Annotated in this window: 16 protein-coding genes and 1 pseudogene; 11 read left to right on the top strand and 6 right to left on the bottom strand. The window is 35.7% G+C overall.

Annotated elements, in window-relative coordinates; translation table 11 throughout:
* The first annotated feature begins 3 nt into the window (after positions 1–3).
* Together CJ739_RS20395 and CJ739_RS15695 are read left to right on the top strand one after the other, a co-directional pair.
* Entirely contained in the window at positions 4–147 is a 144-nt protein-coding gene (locus CJ739_RS20395) for a hypothetical protein (RefSeq protein ID WP_162880243.1), read from the top strand.
* Positions 148–196: 49 nt separating this feature from the next.
* Positions 197–1,351 (top strand): T9SS type A sorting domain-containing protein, encoded by a 1,155-nt coding sequence (locus tag CJ739_RS15695; RefSeq protein ID WP_162880242.1) that lies wholly within the window; start codon positions 197–199, stop codon positions 1,349–1,351.
* Positions 1,352–1,460: 109 nt separating this feature from the next.
* Here CJ739_RS15695 and CJ739_RS15690 read toward each other — a convergent pair whose 3' ends face one another.
* From CJ739_RS15690 to CJ739_RS15675, 4 genes are all read right to left on the bottom strand, one after another.
* On the bottom strand, positions 1,461–2,381 hold the full coding sequence (locus CJ739_RS15690; RefSeq protein ID WP_117176977.1) for a VOC family protein: 921 nt from the start codon (positions 2,379–2,381) through the stop codon (positions 1,461–1,463).
* A 125-nt stretch (positions 2,382–2,506) separates the two neighbouring features.
* Complete coding sequence (locus CJ739_RS15685) at positions 2,507–2,932, bottom strand: VOC family protein (RefSeq protein ID WP_117176975.1); 426 nt, start codon at positions 2,930–2,932, stop codon at positions 2,507–2,509.
* 58 nt (positions 2,933–2,990) lie between these two features.
* On the bottom strand, positions 2,991–3,398 hold the full coding sequence (locus CJ739_RS15680; protein WP_117176973.1) for a DoxX family protein: 408 nt from the start codon (positions 3,396–3,398) through the stop codon (positions 2,991–2,993).
* 218 nt (positions 3,399–3,616) lie between these two features.
* Positions 3,617–4,030: an SRPBCC family protein gene (locus tag CJ739_RS15675; protein ID WP_117176971.1), complete on the bottom strand. Its 414-nt coding sequence runs from the start codon at positions 4,028–4,030 to the stop codon at positions 3,617–3,619.
* Between the two features lie 557 nt (positions 4,031–4,587).
* On the opposite strand from CJ739_RS15675, the gene CJ739_RS15665 reads away from it, so the two are divergent.
* Entirely contained in the window at positions 4,588–5,565 is a 978-nt protein-coding gene (locus CJ739_RS15665) for a GlxA family transcriptional regulator (RefSeq protein ID WP_117176967.1), read from the top strand.
* A gap of 19 nt (positions 5,566–5,584) precedes the next feature.
* On the opposite strand, the gene CJ739_RS20390 is transcribed toward CJ739_RS15665, so the two are convergent.
* The gene (locus CJ739_RS20390) at positions 5,585–5,896 is read right to left on the bottom strand and encodes a hypothetical protein (RefSeq protein WP_162880241.1); all 312 of its coding nucleotides are present in this window, start codon (positions 5,894–5,896) and stop codon (positions 5,585–5,587) included.
* A gap of 389 nt (positions 5,897–6,285) precedes the next feature.
* On the bottom strand, positions 6,286–7,044 hold the full coding sequence (locus tag CJ739_RS15655; RefSeq protein WP_162880240.1) for a HEPN domain-containing protein: 759 nt from the start codon (positions 7,042–7,044) through the stop codon (positions 6,286–6,288).
* A gap of 222 nt (positions 7,045–7,266) precedes the next feature.
* On the opposite strand from CJ739_RS15655, the gene CJ739_RS15650 reads away from it, so the two are divergent.
* The 8 genes and pseudogenes from CJ739_RS15650 to CJ739_RS15615 all read left to right on the top strand — a co-directional run bounded on the left by CJ739_RS15650 (position 7,267) and on the right by CJ739_RS15615 (position 14,275).
* Positions 7,267–7,485: a helix-turn-helix domain-containing protein gene (locus CJ739_RS15650; RefSeq protein ID WP_117176962.1), complete on the top strand. Its 219-nt coding sequence runs from the start codon at positions 7,267–7,269 to the stop codon at positions 7,483–7,485.
* A gap of 96 nt (positions 7,486–7,581) precedes the next feature.
* Positions 7,582–7,800 (top strand): helix-turn-helix domain-containing protein, encoded by a 219-nt coding sequence (locus tag CJ739_RS15645; protein ID WP_117176961.1) that lies wholly within the window; start codon positions 7,582–7,584, stop codon positions 7,798–7,800.
* Between the two features lie 4 nt (positions 7,801–7,804).
* Positions 7,805–8,065, top strand: coding sequence for a helix-turn-helix domain-containing protein (locus tag CJ739_RS15640; RefSeq protein ID WP_205419370.1), 261 nt, complete (start codon positions 7,805–7,807; stop codon positions 8,063–8,065).
* A gap of 8 nt (positions 8,066–8,073) precedes the next feature.
* A pseudogene (locus tag CJ739_RS20780) lies at positions 8,074–9,631 on the top strand (type I restriction-modification system subunit M).
* Positions 9,615–10,754 (top strand): restriction endonuclease subunit S, encoded by a 1,140-nt coding sequence (locus CJ739_RS15630; protein WP_117176960.1) that lies wholly within the window; start codon positions 9,615–9,617, stop codon positions 10,752–10,754. Before CJ739_RS20780 ends, CJ739_RS15630 begins: the two are co-directional and overlap by 17 nt.
* Before the next feature lie 4 nt (positions 10,755–10,758).
* The gene (locus CJ739_RS15625) at positions 10,759–11,877 is read left to right on the top strand and encodes a hypothetical protein (RefSeq protein ID WP_117176959.1); all 1,119 of its coding nucleotides are present in this window, start codon (positions 10,759–10,761) and stop codon (positions 11,875–11,877) included.
* Positions 11,874–12,350 carry a three component ABC system middle component gene (locus tag CJ739_RS15620; protein WP_117176958.1) on the top strand — a complete coding sequence of 159 codons (477 nt, stop codon included), beginning with the start codon at positions 11,874–11,876 and terminating at the stop codon, positions 12,348–12,350. Before CJ739_RS15625 ends, CJ739_RS15620 begins: the two co-directional genes overlap by 4 nt.
* The gene (locus CJ739_RS15615) at positions 12,347–14,275 is read left to right on the top strand and encodes a DUF3732 domain-containing protein (protein WP_117176957.1); all 1,929 of its coding nucleotides are present in this window, start codon (positions 12,347–12,349) and stop codon (positions 14,273–14,275) included. Before CJ739_RS15620 ends, CJ739_RS15615 begins: the two co-directional genes overlap by 4 nt.
* Positions 14,276–14,280 lie beyond the last annotated feature (5 nt).

The raw sequence follows: 14,280 nt of genomic DNA, 5'->3' as shown, positions 1-14,280 counted from the left end.
TACATGAGATATAAACTACGATTCCTTTTCTTTATTCCATTTACATTTCTTGCTAATTCACAACCAACTAGAGGGCTCTACCCTTTATTTAATCCGGAAGCTATTGGTTATAAAAACGGTAATTGGATTCAACAGCACAATCCATAAACAAGCAATTTTAAAACGTATCAAACAATCAAACACTAAATTTATAATTATGAGAAAAAAATTACTTTTTACATTCGTAGCCACATTGTTAATCTTGACGAATTCAAATGCACAAATTACAGATTATCTTTCGGGACTGAATTCACCAACAAAAATGACGCTAGACGGAACCACTATCTATGTAAATGGGTGGGGACATATTTATACAATAGACACATCTGCCGGTTCGCCATCGGCAAATTTAATTTATACATTGCCTGCTGATTTTTATTGCTACAAAACGCAAAAGCTAGGAGACGATTTATTTATTTTGGTTGAAAATTATGTTGAATCAACAGATGAATTTTTTGGTAGCCGAATTTTAAAGTTAGATTTAACCAATATAGGTGCAGGCACTCAGGTTATTGTTACTACTACAAATTTTATTTCTTCGTTTACGCTTTATAATAATACCATCTTTTATTTAGAAGAAATAGAAACAGCACCAGATGTTTTTACAACAAGTCTTTATAGTTTTGATGCTTTGGATGCTACCCCAACGCCTTCTTTAGAATTTAGTAATTTAGATACAGGTGTTGTAGAGGACATGGATATTTACAATAATACATTGTATATGTCTGCTCGGGATTTTGAAATGATAAAAAGCTTAGACTTAAGTTCTGCTGCATCTACTTTAGAGGATGATGTCATAGGATTAAACTTTAATAAGGGAACCTTTTTAAGTCAAAATAATGAGTTGTATATCTGCAATGCACATCAAATAGAAAAAATAAATGTTACCGACTCAGAAGCTGATTTGGTGTTTGTGGGCGATCAAACAGTTTATGAAGACATGTATGAAGGAGAGCCTTATTATGCTAATTTTAGAGATGTAGTTCTTATTGGAAATACACTATATATGACCTTAGAAGAACAAGGAAGAGTCGTAACATTAACAGACGCATCCTTAAGCATTGGTAATTTTTCATCAAATGGAAATTCCATGAAGGTCTATCCAAATCCCGTTAAAGATATAGTGCATGTTGATATGCACAACGAAGTCATTAAAACGGCTGAACTATATAATTTAAACGGACAAAAATTGGATACCTTTAATTCTGGTTTTGAAAATTTATCTGTAGGTCACCTTTCTGAAGGGGTATATCTATTTAAAGTTACCACTCATGGAGATAAAACACATGTATTGAAATTGGTTAAGGAATAACCAAATAAAAAACCACCGTCTTTGACTTTGATGGTGGTTTTTTTATTAAAGAGCGGGATTCGGTGCGTATTTTTTCAAATTAAAATTGTAAGCGCACCAATGCCCTATTTCAACTATAGTATGCTGCTTCCAATTTTGCTACATCCAATTTTTTCATGTGGCTGAGGGCTTCAAACAATTTTTGCCTTTTTTCAGGTTCGTCAAGGGCTAATTTTTCGGTAAGGAACTCGGGCACGATCTGCCAAGACACCCCAAACTTGTCCTTAAGCCACCCACATACCGATTCACTTCCTTCTTTGGTAAACTGGTCCCAAAAATAATCCACTTCCTTTTGATCCTTACAATTTACATAAAAAGAGATGGCTTCAGTGAAGGGCATGTCGTTTTCGTAACCATTGTCCATCATCATAAAGGCTTGGCCTGCCAACTTACACTGGGCGTGCTTTACCATACCTTCGGGACCTGGGTCGTCAGCATTGTATTTTTCAACTCCCACAGCCGATGAATCCTTAAAAATGGCCATATAATGGTTCATCGCTTCTTCAGCATTTCCTTGCTGTTCTCCAGAGTACATGATAAGCGGACATATACGCTGTCCCACATCGCTCACGTTGCCTTTCATTAATTGCCATGAAACCCCAAATCTATCGGTGACCCATCCGTAAAGTTCACTCCAATCATAACTATCTAGAGGCATCAAGGCCTCGCCACCGTCGAGAAGTTGGTTCCATAAGGTTTTTATCTCTGCATCGGTTTCATAGACTGCAAAAAAAGATATGGAGGGGTTGAACCGGAACATAGGTCCCGCATCGAAAGCACAAAATTGAAACCCGTCCAGGACGAACATGCCTTGTTGTACGGTACCGGGTTTGGTGGATTCCGTCGGGAAAGGTGTTTCTTCCGGCCATTTTTTCAATTGCTTTATTTCCGAATTTGGGAAAATGGAAATATAAAAGTTCATCGCTTCTTCTGCCCTATCGTCGAACCAAAGAAATGGTGTGATTTTCTGTGTGTTTTTAATAGTGTTCATGTTTTCTTATTTTAAATAAACAAATTTCTTGGAACAATATCCCCAAGGCGGAGCCATAGGTATTTTGCTCGTTTCATTTTGTGTCTGCATTTTATGGGTCAACATCCCCGTGTCTATTTTTGTCTTCACTGGCTAATTTCCACATCCCTTTTTTTGCAATGAAACAACCAATGGTTTCCATATTTATCGGTCAGTCGGCCAAAAAGTTCTCCCCAGTAGGTTTCCTGTAAAGGTTGGGTCGCTTTGGCTTCAGCTTCCAAATTATGATAATAGGCTTTAAGCCGATCTTCGTCATTACAGTCCAATAAAATGGACACCGCATTCCCCCACAACAGTTCTTCATCGGTCATATCGGTACCCATCAAGACCAAACCATCGCGTCTAAGGGACGCCTGAACTATATACGTTTTCATATGCTTGGGCAGCTTTTTTGTTTTAGGGGATTCACCTAAAGTCTGGAAATACAATTCCCCACCGAGGCATGTCTGATAAAATTCCATCGCTTCCCTGCAATTGCCATTAAACGTGAGATAGGTGATTAATTGTCCCATGCCTTTTCTATCATTAGATTCCCGGATGTCGTTTTTACAAGTAAACCTTGTTTGCCGTTTAAGTTAATGATGCAGCCTTTACCGTATCGATTTCTAAATTGGCGGATCTATTGAGTTTGTGGTAATAGCGGTAAGACACCAACAAAATTCCCAATACAATCAAGGGAAACAGAGCCTGAAAGTCGACCCCATCCACTGCCCAATGGCTAATAGAGGCAAACAGAAAGTTACATGTAAAACCAGCGTATGCCCATTCCTTCAACCGTTTTGGAACGGCAGGAATAACCAAAGCCAATGTGCCCAATACCTTGAACACCACCAAGGCGTTCATAAAATATTCGGGATAACCTAAATGGCGGATACCTTCCTTTGCCATTTCAGTTTGTGAAGTCAGTGCTGGCATGACCCCTTCAAAAAGGAAGATAATGAGTGTTGCCGTCCAGAAAATGATCTTATTTTTTTTCATTGTTGTATGTATTATTTATGTTCTTATTTTTTAGTACACGATAAAAATCCAAATATATTCAGATGTCAGTCTGAGCGCAGTCGAAGACATTGGAATATTGTTTTTAATCGCATTTTGACTTTAGTTTATCTTGAGCCTAGTCGAAAGGCTCAATGTGACACGCTTCAATTTTTGTCATGTACTAAACCTTATTTTATATACTTATTTGTTTCTACAACTCATTGGAAGTTCTCTGCGTAGGTTTTAAAATTATCCAAAATGGCTTGCCAGCCATCCCGTTGCTGTTCTATAGGGTTTTGGGTCTCGGCATCAAAAGTGCTGACAATCTCCGTGTTCCCGTCCTGTTCCTTAAAATCCACTTCCACTTTTCGCCCATCGCCCAGGGTGTAGGCTATTCGTTCACGTGGTACCACTTCATCATACGTGCCTTCAAAGTCAAAACCAAAACTGCCGTCCTTGGCTTCCATTCTTGAGAGAAAGGTTCCGCCCACCCTAAGGTCGTTCGTTGCACGGGTGGTATGCCAATCATCGGAAGGTGTATTCCATTTTACAATCTGTTCAGGAGCTGTCCATAAACTCCATACTTTTTTTGAAGGGGCTTTTACCGTATTTTTTACTGTAATTCGTTCCATGATTTTTTGTTTTTAATTATTACATTAACCCGTTGGGGGTCATTGATTTATCAATTCTAATTTTTATATAAATTGTCACATTGAGCTTGTCGAAATGTATCTTCTAGTGTCTTCGACAGGCTCAGACTGACACTTGAGTACTAAATTGACTTTAAATTATAATCAAATTTCATTATAAATTAAATTTCTTAATTTCACCCAACGGATATTACATTACAAATTTCAAAATTATTTTTCGAAGTCTTAGGGTGTAAAAACGGCTAACAGAAGGGTTCATTCTGCCAAATTTTTCTATTTTTATGTTCCCTCACCCAGAATTACCTTTTTGGTCAGTTCTGACCTCTCAAAAGGAACGGTCAATTGGGCGAGAGCAAAGCGAACTGGCGAAGCAAAGAGGCTGTATAAAAAGTCCTTTAAATTTAATTTGTCAGGTTGAGCTTGTCGAAACCGATATTGATTACCAAAAAGTTAAAATATTTCGACACCCTCAATATGACATAGAACTAGACTTTTTAGACAGCCTCAATTATTTAAATTAAAACAATGCATAGAAACCGATGAAAAACATATATATATTAGTGCCTGAAACCGCCGTGGCAGAGGGCATTACCGGTCCCCGCTACTTGTTTACCACTGCGAACCACTTTTTACAAGCTGCCGGAAAGGAACCTTTATTTAAGGTGGAATTGGTGGGTTGCCAGAAGGATGTCCGGGTTCAGGATGGCGCCTATGCCATTACTACGGATCTGCTTTTGGAACATACCGATCGGGCAGACCTGGTCATTGTACCACCTCTTTTTGGGGATATGAAAGCAGCGGTTGCGCTGAATGGGGCCACCCTTCCATGGATTACCCATCAATATAAAAACGGGGCCGAAGTCGCCTCTCTTTGTGTTGGAGCCTTTCTATTGGCTTCCACAGGTCTCTTGAACGGAAAAAAATGCTCCACACATTGGGCTTACTATAACGAGTTCAAAGAACGGTTCCCCGAAGTGGTCATCGTTGATGGCGGTGTCATTACCGAGGAGAGTGGCATTTATTCCAGTGGTGGGGCAAATTCTTTGTGGAACTTGTTACTCTATCTACTGGAAAAATACACCGACCGGGACACGGCGATATTGGCCTCTAAATATTTCGCCATTGATATCGACAGGGAAAGTCAGGCTTCCTTTATGATGTTCACGGGACAGAAAGACCATAACGATGAGCAAGTAAAACAGGCCCAGGAATATATTGAGGAACATTATCAGGAGAAGATTATTGTTGATGAACTGGCACAAATGGTAGCCGTAAGCCGTAGGAGTTTTGAGCGTAGATTTAAACAGGCCACGGATAATACGGTTATTGAATACCTGCAACGAGTCAAAGTCGAGGCCGCCAAGCGAAGTTTTGAATCGACACGGAAAAACATCAATGAGGTCATGTTCGATGTGGGCTACACCGATACCAAGGCTTTCAGAAATGTTTTTAAGAAGATAACGGGGTTGACGCCTGTTGAATATAGGAATAAGTATTATAAGGATGGGGTTGGTTGATGGTTGTTGGGTTCTGGGTTCAAGGTTCTGGGTTCTGGGTTTTGGGTTTTGGTGAATCGGTCAACTGTGAGCAGGGAGATTCAAATCGTGAATCGTGAAAAGGTGAAACGTGAAAGGTGATTCGGAAATGATTGATGGTTGATGGTTGGTGGTTGTTGGTTGTTGGTTGGTGGTTGGTGGTTTGGGTTTTGGGTTCAAGGTTTGGTGTATCGGTCAACTGTGAGCAGGGAGATTCAAAATCGTGAATCGTGAAAGGTGAAACGTGAAAGGTGATTCGGAAATGGTATCTTGTTGTTGGTTGATGGTTGATGGTTGTTGGGTTTGGGTTCAAGGTTTTGGGTTCAAGGTGACGGGTTCTGGGTTTGGTTAATCGGTCAACTGTGATCAGGGAGATTCAAAATCATGAATCGTGAAAGGTGAAACGTGAAAGGTGAATCGAATCGTGAATCGTGAAAAGTTCATGTGGTCGTTTAAAAAAATGTCTTCAAAACTTTCCAACTTTTTACTTTCTAACCATCTAATTGATTAACGATTGACGATTAACGATTTTTGATTTTTGATTTAATTGCTCCACAACAACTTTTTGTGTTGATCCATTTCTATCGTTATGCACCATTTCACTCGTTTAAAAAAATATCTTTCCAACTTTTTACTTTCCAACTTTCCAACTTTCCAACTTTCTAACCATCTAACCATCTAACAATCTAACCATCTAACAATCTAACAATCTAACCTACAGGCTTCCAACTTTTCCCCATACAAAAGGGCCACCACAAAGTTTAAATGCCATGCTTTTTCCGATAGGATTTCCAACTGAAACTTGGTAATGTGATAGTTTTTAGAGTAGCTGGCAGTGATGTAGGCTTCATCCAATAGTTTTAACAGGTTGCGGTCTTCTTCCCTATCCATATTAAAGATACGCCCAAGTTCCGGGGCAAAAGCCTTGATATAGTTTTGATGCTCCTTGATGCTGTGACTTTTTATTTCTTTGCCCATGACAAGAAGCTCTGCATTGCGGAACCATATTTCCATGTACTGGTGCAGCATAAAGGCAGCCTGGGGGAAATTCTTATTTTTTATGTATGATGTGGCGCCTTCCATAAAAGCGCCTACGCGGCTGAGTTCGTTCTCAAAACCCAACGCCATGGCTTCTTTGGTGTCTTTATGTATTACAGGCACTTTCAGCCCTGTATCGGTGTTGTCGCTTTTGTAGATTAGTTTGGACAGATGACACCCATGAATAAAAAATAGGTTTGCCTCCCTGAGTTGCTGTTGGGCATACTCAATCGAAAATATGCGGTATAAGACATCTGTTTCTTCCTGAAATATTTTAGCTACCATAGGAGATAATCCTTGGGTTAAGGAAGGACTGTTTTCTTTTAGTATCACAATTAGTAAAAACTTGAAACCACTATCTTTTTCAGGTTTTGATTTATAAACATATTTAATTTCCAAAAGCGATTTTAGTTGGACAATCATCTGGTCTTGTTTAGGGTAAATTTCATCGTCCATACTATTTTTTGGGTTATTTAGAGTGAATTTATATTAATATACAAAAAACAATGTGTATATTATTTATACAGATGTATTAAAAATCAATACTAATGTATTAAAAATAAACCTAAATTCAAAACAAAAGTGTAATTATTTCATACAACAGTATACGCTTTCTATATTTATGTATTCAAAAAAGATATACAAATGACTGATTTAGGATTATACTTAGCTAAAAAATCTATAAATAAAGCAGAGGTTGCTAGAAGAACTGGGATAAGTAAATCTCGTTTAAGCCAATTAAGTGGAAACGATTCGACCAAACTTCGTGCTGATGAACTTTATTTAATTGCTTTAGCAATTGATGTAGACCCTGGGGAAATTTTTAAAGAGCTTTTTAAAGACTTAAAATTACCCAAGGTGTAATATTCTTGCGGTTCTGAAAATAAGAATATAAAACAACAAATATAAGTTTATAAATCGAAAAATGGTAACTTTATATATTGAAAATAGGATAAATACATGACAACATTAGGACGCTTCTTTGCTAAAAAATCAATAAACAGATCGGATGTGTCTCGCAAAACAGGCATTAGCAAAACACGATTGAGTGAGCTTGCTAATAACATAACCACCCAATTGAAAGTGAAAGAGTTATACTTGATATTTCTTGCTATTGACGAAGATCCTGGTGAATTATTTAAGGAAGTTTGTAAAGATTATAAATTGCCAGAGAAGTGATATAGTGGAGGTTATAAATTTGGAGGAGCAGGTATCTGCTGATTTGGAAATAGACACACCTATGTTTAGCAAAATTGAACGTGGCGAACGCAGAGCCAAACGGGAACAGGTGCAAAAAATAGCAGCACTACTAAAAGTCGATACACAGGAATTATTGACTTTGTGGTTAACTGACCAAATATTGGAGGTCGTAGCTGATGAAGACCAGGCATTGCAAGCCCTAAAAATTGCTATTAAAGACATTAAAACCAACAAGAAAGACTAAAATTATAAATGGCTAAAAAAATAACCGAGAAAACGAAAGCAATTGAAGAAACCCTTTGGCAATCCTGCGACAAATTAAGAGGTTCTGTAGAGCCGTCTGAATATAAACATGTGGTATTGGGGCTTATTTTCCTCAAGTTTACCAGCGATAAATTTGAAGAACGCAGAACCGAATTAATAGCCGAGGGCAAAGAAAAATATGTAGAAATGAAAGATTTCTACAATATGAAAAATGTTTTCTTTTTAGAGGAGATTTCACGTTGGTCCTATATCAGCAAAAATGCCAAACAAGATGATATTGCTATAAAAATAGATACCGCACTACATACCATAGAAAAAAACAACCCTTCTTTAAAAGGCGCTTTACCAGACAACTACTTTTCACGTTTAGGGTTGGACAAATCCAAACTCGCATCCCTACTTGATAAAATCAATGAAATTGATACCCTCTTAAATGAAGGACAGGATATTGTAGGGCGTGTATATGAGTACTTCTTATCAAAATTTGCCTTAAAAGAAGGTAAAGGAAAGGGCGAATTCTATACGCCAAAGGATCGTAAACCTCATTGCTGAAATGATTGAGCCTTATAAAGGCATCATCTATGATCCTGCCTGTGGTTCGGGAGGTATGTTTGTTCAATCCATTAAGTTTATAGAAAATCACCACGGTAACAAAAAAGAAATCTCTATTTACGGACAGGAATACACCAACACTACCTATAAACTGGCAAAGATGAACTTGGCTATCCGTGGGATTGCTGCCAATTTAGGTGAAAAAGCGGCCGACACCTTTGCACAAGATCAGCACAAAGACTTAAAAGCTGATTTTATAATGGCCAACCCGCCTTTTAATCAAAAAGATTGGAGAGCTGAAAATGAATTGATAGACGACCCACGCTGGATGGGTTACGAAGTACCTCCAAAAAGTAATGCCAACTATGGCTGGATTTTGAATATGGTGAGCAAACTGTCTGAAAACGGTGTTGCTGGATTCATACTGGCAAACGGTGCCTTATCTGGCGGTGGCGAGGAATACAAAATTCGAAGAAAACTCATTGAAAACAACTTGGTGGAAGCCATTTTGGTATTGCCACGTAATCTGTTTTATACAACAGATATCAGTGTTACTCTTTGGATAGTCAATAAAAACAAAAAGGTCCATTCCCGAAAAATTGGTAATGAAACCCGAAAAAACCGAGATAGAGAAAAAGAAATCCTGTTTATGGACTTGCGACAAATGGGAGAACCGTTTGAAAAGAAATACACCCAGTTTTCTGATGATGATATTCAAAAAGTAGTGAGTACTTACCACCAATGGCAAGTAGAGGAAATTGAAAATGTACCTGAGTTCTGCTATAGTGCTACCTTAGAAGCTGTGGAGAAAAAAGATTTTTCGCTTGTGCCGAGCAAATACATTGAATTTGTAAACCGAGATGAAAACATTGACTTTGAGGATAAAATGACATCTTTAAAAGGTGAGTTTGGCGAATTGCTCAAAGCAGAAGCCCAAAGCAAAAATGATTTACTAAACGTGTTCAAAGAGTTGGGATATGAAATTGAATTATAAACCAATTGGGAACTTTATTCAAAGAGTTGAACACCGCAATCGAGATTTAAAAGTTACTCGGTTATTGGGTTTGAGTATGACTAAGGAATTTAGAGAGACCACTTCTAATGTCGTTGGAACTAATATGTCCGTTTATAGGGTGATGAGTAAGTATCAATTTGCTTGCGATTTTATGTCTCCAATTCGAGTTAACAAATTGCCAGTAGTTTTGAAGTTAGATGACGAACCAAATTTGGTTTCTCCAGCATATCCTGTTTTTGAAGTAAAAGACCGGAATGAACTTGACCCTGAATATTTGATGATGTGGTTACGCAGATCTGAATTCGATAGGTATGCCACTTTTAAATGTGATGCAGCAATCAGAGGTGGGTATGATTGGGAAGAATTGTGTGAAACGCTTATTCCTGTTCCCCACATAGACAAACAACGCGAAATAGTAAAAGAATACAACACCATCCAAAACCGCATCAAACTTAACGAGCAACTCATCCAAAAACTAGAAGAAACCGCACAGGCGATTTATAGGGAGTGGTTTGTGGAGGGAAATTGGGTAAATGTTGAAATCAAGGATTTTGGAAATGTTGTAACAGGTAAAACACCTTCAAGTAATAATCCTGAGGATTTTGGAAATGAAATGCCTTTTGTTACACCAGGTGATTTTAAAAACTATAATAAGTTCGTGTTAGGTGCAGAAAGGAACCTTTCTGAAGAGGGATATTCAAAATTGAAAAACAAAATTCTTCCTAAAGGTTCAGTAATCGTGACTTGTATTGGTTCAGATATGGGTAAAATCGCAGTTGTTAAAAATGACTGTATTACAAATCAACAAATGAATTCAATAATAGTCAAAGAAACTTTCTATACAGATTTCCTATACTATTATTTGAATTTTGTAGCAGATGAAATAAAAGGAATTGCAATGGGTGGTTCAACAATGCCAATGTTAAGTAAATCTGATTTTGAAAAAATTGAAGTAATGAAACCAGAGGATGATATCCTTATGAAGTTCGAATCAGTAATGAAACCAATGAATAAATTAAGTATTACCTATTCAAAAGAAAACCAAAAGCTATTGGAACTTAAAGAATTGCTTCTTTCTAAGTTGGCGTCAGTAGAAAATTAAGATTATGGAAAATCAAATGTTCATCAACGATAATACATTAAAATCATTAGGAATTGATTATCAAAAACTCATAGCATTAGAATACTGTCTAAATGCTAAAAAGAACCACACCATCTGGATTGAATGTAAAGGAGATGTTGCAACTGAAAATACTAGTACTGAAGTAAAGCATCACATTGATGGTGGTGTTATTATTGATAACTCAGAAGATGTTTGGAAAACTATTAAAAACTACACGGTTAATTTTGATGTAATTAAACAATATAGCAACCTAGTTCTACATACAACTGCTGTCTGTAGAGATAATTCAATTTTTTATAATTGGAATGATTTAAAAGTAACAGAGAAGTACGCAAAATTGAAAAGTCATACTCCGTCTACAACTTTAAAACCTATTTATGATGAAGTATTAAAATTTGACAAAGAGAAACTAGAAACTATTCTAGGGAAATTCATAATACTTGAAGGTCAAAAAAATATTTCCGAGAAATGGGATGAATTAAAAGAACATTCAAAATTTACTATTATACCAGATAATTTTAGAGATACCGCTTTGCAACAACTTTATGGATATATTACAAAAATGGCAATTGATAACGCAAATGAATGGAAAGTTATTATTAATGACTTTAATAGAGATATTCAAGATAAGTTGAGTCCTTACACAAAAGGAAACACACCATTTCCTGTAGTAAGCGTTGCAGAAATCGATAAAAATAGCGAAAAACAAAAATTTATATTTATTGAAAAAATGAAATCAATAAGCATAAAAGAAAAAGATCAAACCAATGCAATACGAGATTATCTGAGAGCAAACCTTAGTCAGATAAAACTATTAGAAACAACTCCAACATTGACTGAAAATTTAGAGGAATATGATTCTAATGTAAAAAGATCTATTGAGGATGTGAAAAGCAAAAACTGCATAGGAGTTACAAAAGAACATTTGGATACTAACGATGTGCATATGAAATCTCAAAATACTTACTTTGAATGCATTACTAACCCTCACGATCCAATAGTTGGGGTAAATGACACACAAAAGTACTACAGAGATGGGCGAATACATCATACTCTTGAAGAAACAGATTTTGAATGGAAATACAATGATTCTGATATATGAGAGCAAAAGACATCAATATCTTACTTTACAATCCAATTTGGACAAGCAAAATTCTTCATCATTTTATTAGTGGAGCTTGTGAATCTAAGTTAGGGAAATTAAAATTTGAACTCATCTATATGGGATTGCCTTTCATTTTTGATGAAGTGATTTTTGAGAAATTAATTAATAGTAATAAAAACTCATCTATATCTACTTTATTTAAGTCTATTGAGCTAAAAAATCAACTTATATTAATGCCTAATAAAATTGAAGAATTTAAAAAAATCACAAATCAAGGACTAATATATCTTGGCAATAAACACAAATTAGTCATAAGCGATTTCATTCAAATGGATGATAAAATTCAATATAATAAGGAGCAGGATATGATGAAAAAGCAGTATTTTAAGGCTGCATATAATTGGGGGCAAATAATCGCAAAAGAAGACTGTAAAAACATTTTTATTAAACTCGAAATTGTAAACATATGAATGCAATATTACACAAAATAGTCATCTTCGGACGAGCTGATGAAATACGGAATGTAGATTTAAAGCCCGGATTAAATATTATTACTGGAGATTCTAAAACAGGAAAAAGTGCTTTAATTGAAATTGTTGATTACTGCCTTTTTTCAAGTCGGTCAACTATACCTAAAGGGATTATAGACAAGTTTGCAGAAATGTTTGCAGTTATTTTGAAGGTTTCTGATAAGTATATTTCCATTGCTCGTCCAAATTCAAGCAATGGTAGTGGTGGGGATGTTTATCTTCGATTTGAAACTGACGACAACTTTCTAGCTAATCTTAATAAAGAATATTTTACATCTACACAAGCTAAAAAATTAAAGGATGCTCAAGAAGAAGTTGAGCGACATTTGGGTCTATCTATTTCTGATACTAGAACTGATAGCGAAGAAGATAAAAGGAATGCAGGGAAGGTAACTCTGAGAAGTATGGTTTCTTTATTATTTCAGCATCAAAATTTAATTGCAAATAAGCACAGCCTCTTTTATCGTTTTGAAGACTTTAATAAGCGAAAGAAAACTATTGCAGATTTCCCTATTTTCATTGGGTGGGAAAGCAATGAGTATTTTCTCATTAGAAGAGAATTAGAGCAAAAAAGAAAAGAACTAAGGATAGAAGAAAAGCTTATTGAGAAATTAAAAATAAATGATGAAGAATTATCAGAAAAAATCAGATTATTATTAAAATCTTATTTTGTATTTATAGGTATGGAATTAGATGATAATTTATCTATCAGACAATTAAAAGATATTTCATATAATCTTCCATCTATTTCAATCAACTCTTTTAGTAACTCAAATCTAAAATTAGAAATAGAAAATAAAGAATCTAAAAGATTTGATTTAAAAGAAGTGCTTTCTGAGAAAGAGATTTTATTACGGGAACTTTCGAACAACAATGTGCTATCTCATACATATTCTAATAGGTTACGAAGTATTGATCAAGTCCTAATTGAAGAAACAAAGGATGATAATTTAAAATGTCCTGTATGTAGCAATCAAGTTACTGAAATCACTTCTATAGTTAATTCATTATCAGAATCTAAAACAAAACTCAAAACTGAATTATCTAAAATAGGAACTTATGAAATAGATAATTCAGGACAAATTGAATCGTTGCAAAAAGATAGGGATAGTTTAAAACGTCAAATAGCCATTCTTTCGTCAGAAATTCAAAAACTGGAAGAACAAGATGAAATATTCATTAAGAATAAATCACTTATTGAACAGGCTAATATATTAAAGGGAGCAACTGATGCCAATATTAAACAATTGGTAAAGCAAAATACAATGGTTAAAGGTTCATCCAGTATTGAAGAAATAAAAGAAAGGATCAAATGGCTACAAGAAAAGTTGGAGGGGTTTGATGTAACTACAAAAATAAAAGAAGCCGAAGGTTTTCTTGCTGACCGAATGACAGCTGTATGCGAAAAACTGGACTTTGAAACAGAACTTAGACCCGGAAGGCTACAATTCCGGTTAGAAGATTTTTCTTTCTATTATCATTTCAATGAGAAAGAAAAGATTCTTCTTTCAGAGATGGGTAGTGGTGCTAACTGGCTAGCTTGTCATCTTTCTATTTTCATTGCATTTCTTCATTTAAATTGTAAATCAAAAAAATCAAGTATCCCTTCTTTTTTAATGATTGACCAACCGAGTCAAGTTTATTTCCCAAGGGCTTATAAAGATACAGATGGTATGGAAGGCGAGTTGGATGAAAACATAAAACAGGTTAAAAATATATTTACCGTATTAAAAGATGAATTAGAGTTCATAAAAAAAGATTGTGGTTTCTTGCCACAAATAATTGTTATGGACCACGCAGATGAACCCGAGTTTGAATCCTATGTTAGAAAACGATGGAAAAACGGTGGTGAAAAGTTAATATGAAATTT

This window comes from Mariniflexile sp. TRM1-10 (assembly GCF_003425985.1).
GTDB lineage: Bacteria > Bacteroidota > Bacteroidia > Flavobacteriales > Flavobacteriaceae > Mariniflexile.
This window is presented reverse-complemented; position numbering and strand designations above follow the sequence as displayed.

Coding starts and splice junctions, on each gene's coding strand:
- CJ739_RS20395 (WP_162880243.1), top strand. CDS start 4: ATGAGATATAAACTACGATTCCTTTTCTTTATTCCATTTACATTTCTT.
- CJ739_RS15695 (WP_162880242.1), top strand. CDS start 197: ATGAGAAAAAAATTACTTTTTACATTCGTAGCCACATTGTTAATCTTG.
- CJ739_RS15690 (WP_117176977.1), bottom strand. CDS start 2,381: ATGAACACTATTAAAAACACACAGAAAATCACACCATTTCTTTGGTTC.
- CJ739_RS15685 (WP_117176975.1), bottom strand. CDS start 2,932: ATGGGACAATTAATCACCTATCTCACGTTTAATGGCAATTGCAGGGAA.
- CJ739_RS15680 (WP_117176973.1), bottom strand. CDS start 3,398: ATGAAAAAAAATAAGATCATTTTCTGGACGGCAACACTCATTATCTTC.
- CJ739_RS15675 (WP_117176971.1), bottom strand. CDS start 4,030: ATGGAACGAATTACAGTAAAAAATACGGTAAAAGCCCCTTCAAAAAAA.
- CJ739_RS15665 (WP_117176967.1), top strand. CDS start 4,588: ATGAAAAACATATATATATTAGTGCCTGAAACCGCCGTGGCAGAGGGC.
- CJ739_RS15655 (WP_162880240.1), bottom strand. CDS start 7,044: ATGATTGTCCAACTAAAATCGCTTTTGGAAATTAAATATGTTTATAAA.
- CJ739_RS15650 (WP_117176962.1), top strand. CDS start 7,267: ATGACTGATTTAGGATTATACTTAGCTAAAAAATCTATAAATAAAGCA.
- CJ739_RS15645 (WP_117176961.1), top strand. CDS start 7,582: ATGACAACATTAGGACGCTTCTTTGCTAAAAAATCAATAAACAGATCG.
- CJ739_RS15630 (WP_117176960.1), top strand. CDS start 9,615: ATGAAATTGAATTATAAACCAATTGGGAACTTTATTCAAAGAGTTGAA.
- CJ739_RS15625 (WP_117176959.1), top strand. CDS start 10,759: ATGGAAAATCAAATGTTCATCAACGATAATACATTAAAATCATTAGGA.
- CJ739_RS15620 (WP_117176958.1), top strand. CDS start 11,874: ATGAGAGCAAAAGACATCAATATCTTACTTTACAATCCAATTTGGACA.
- CJ739_RS15615 (WP_117176957.1), top strand. CDS start 12,347: ATGAATGCAATATTACACAAAATAGTCATCTTCGGACGAGCTGATGAA.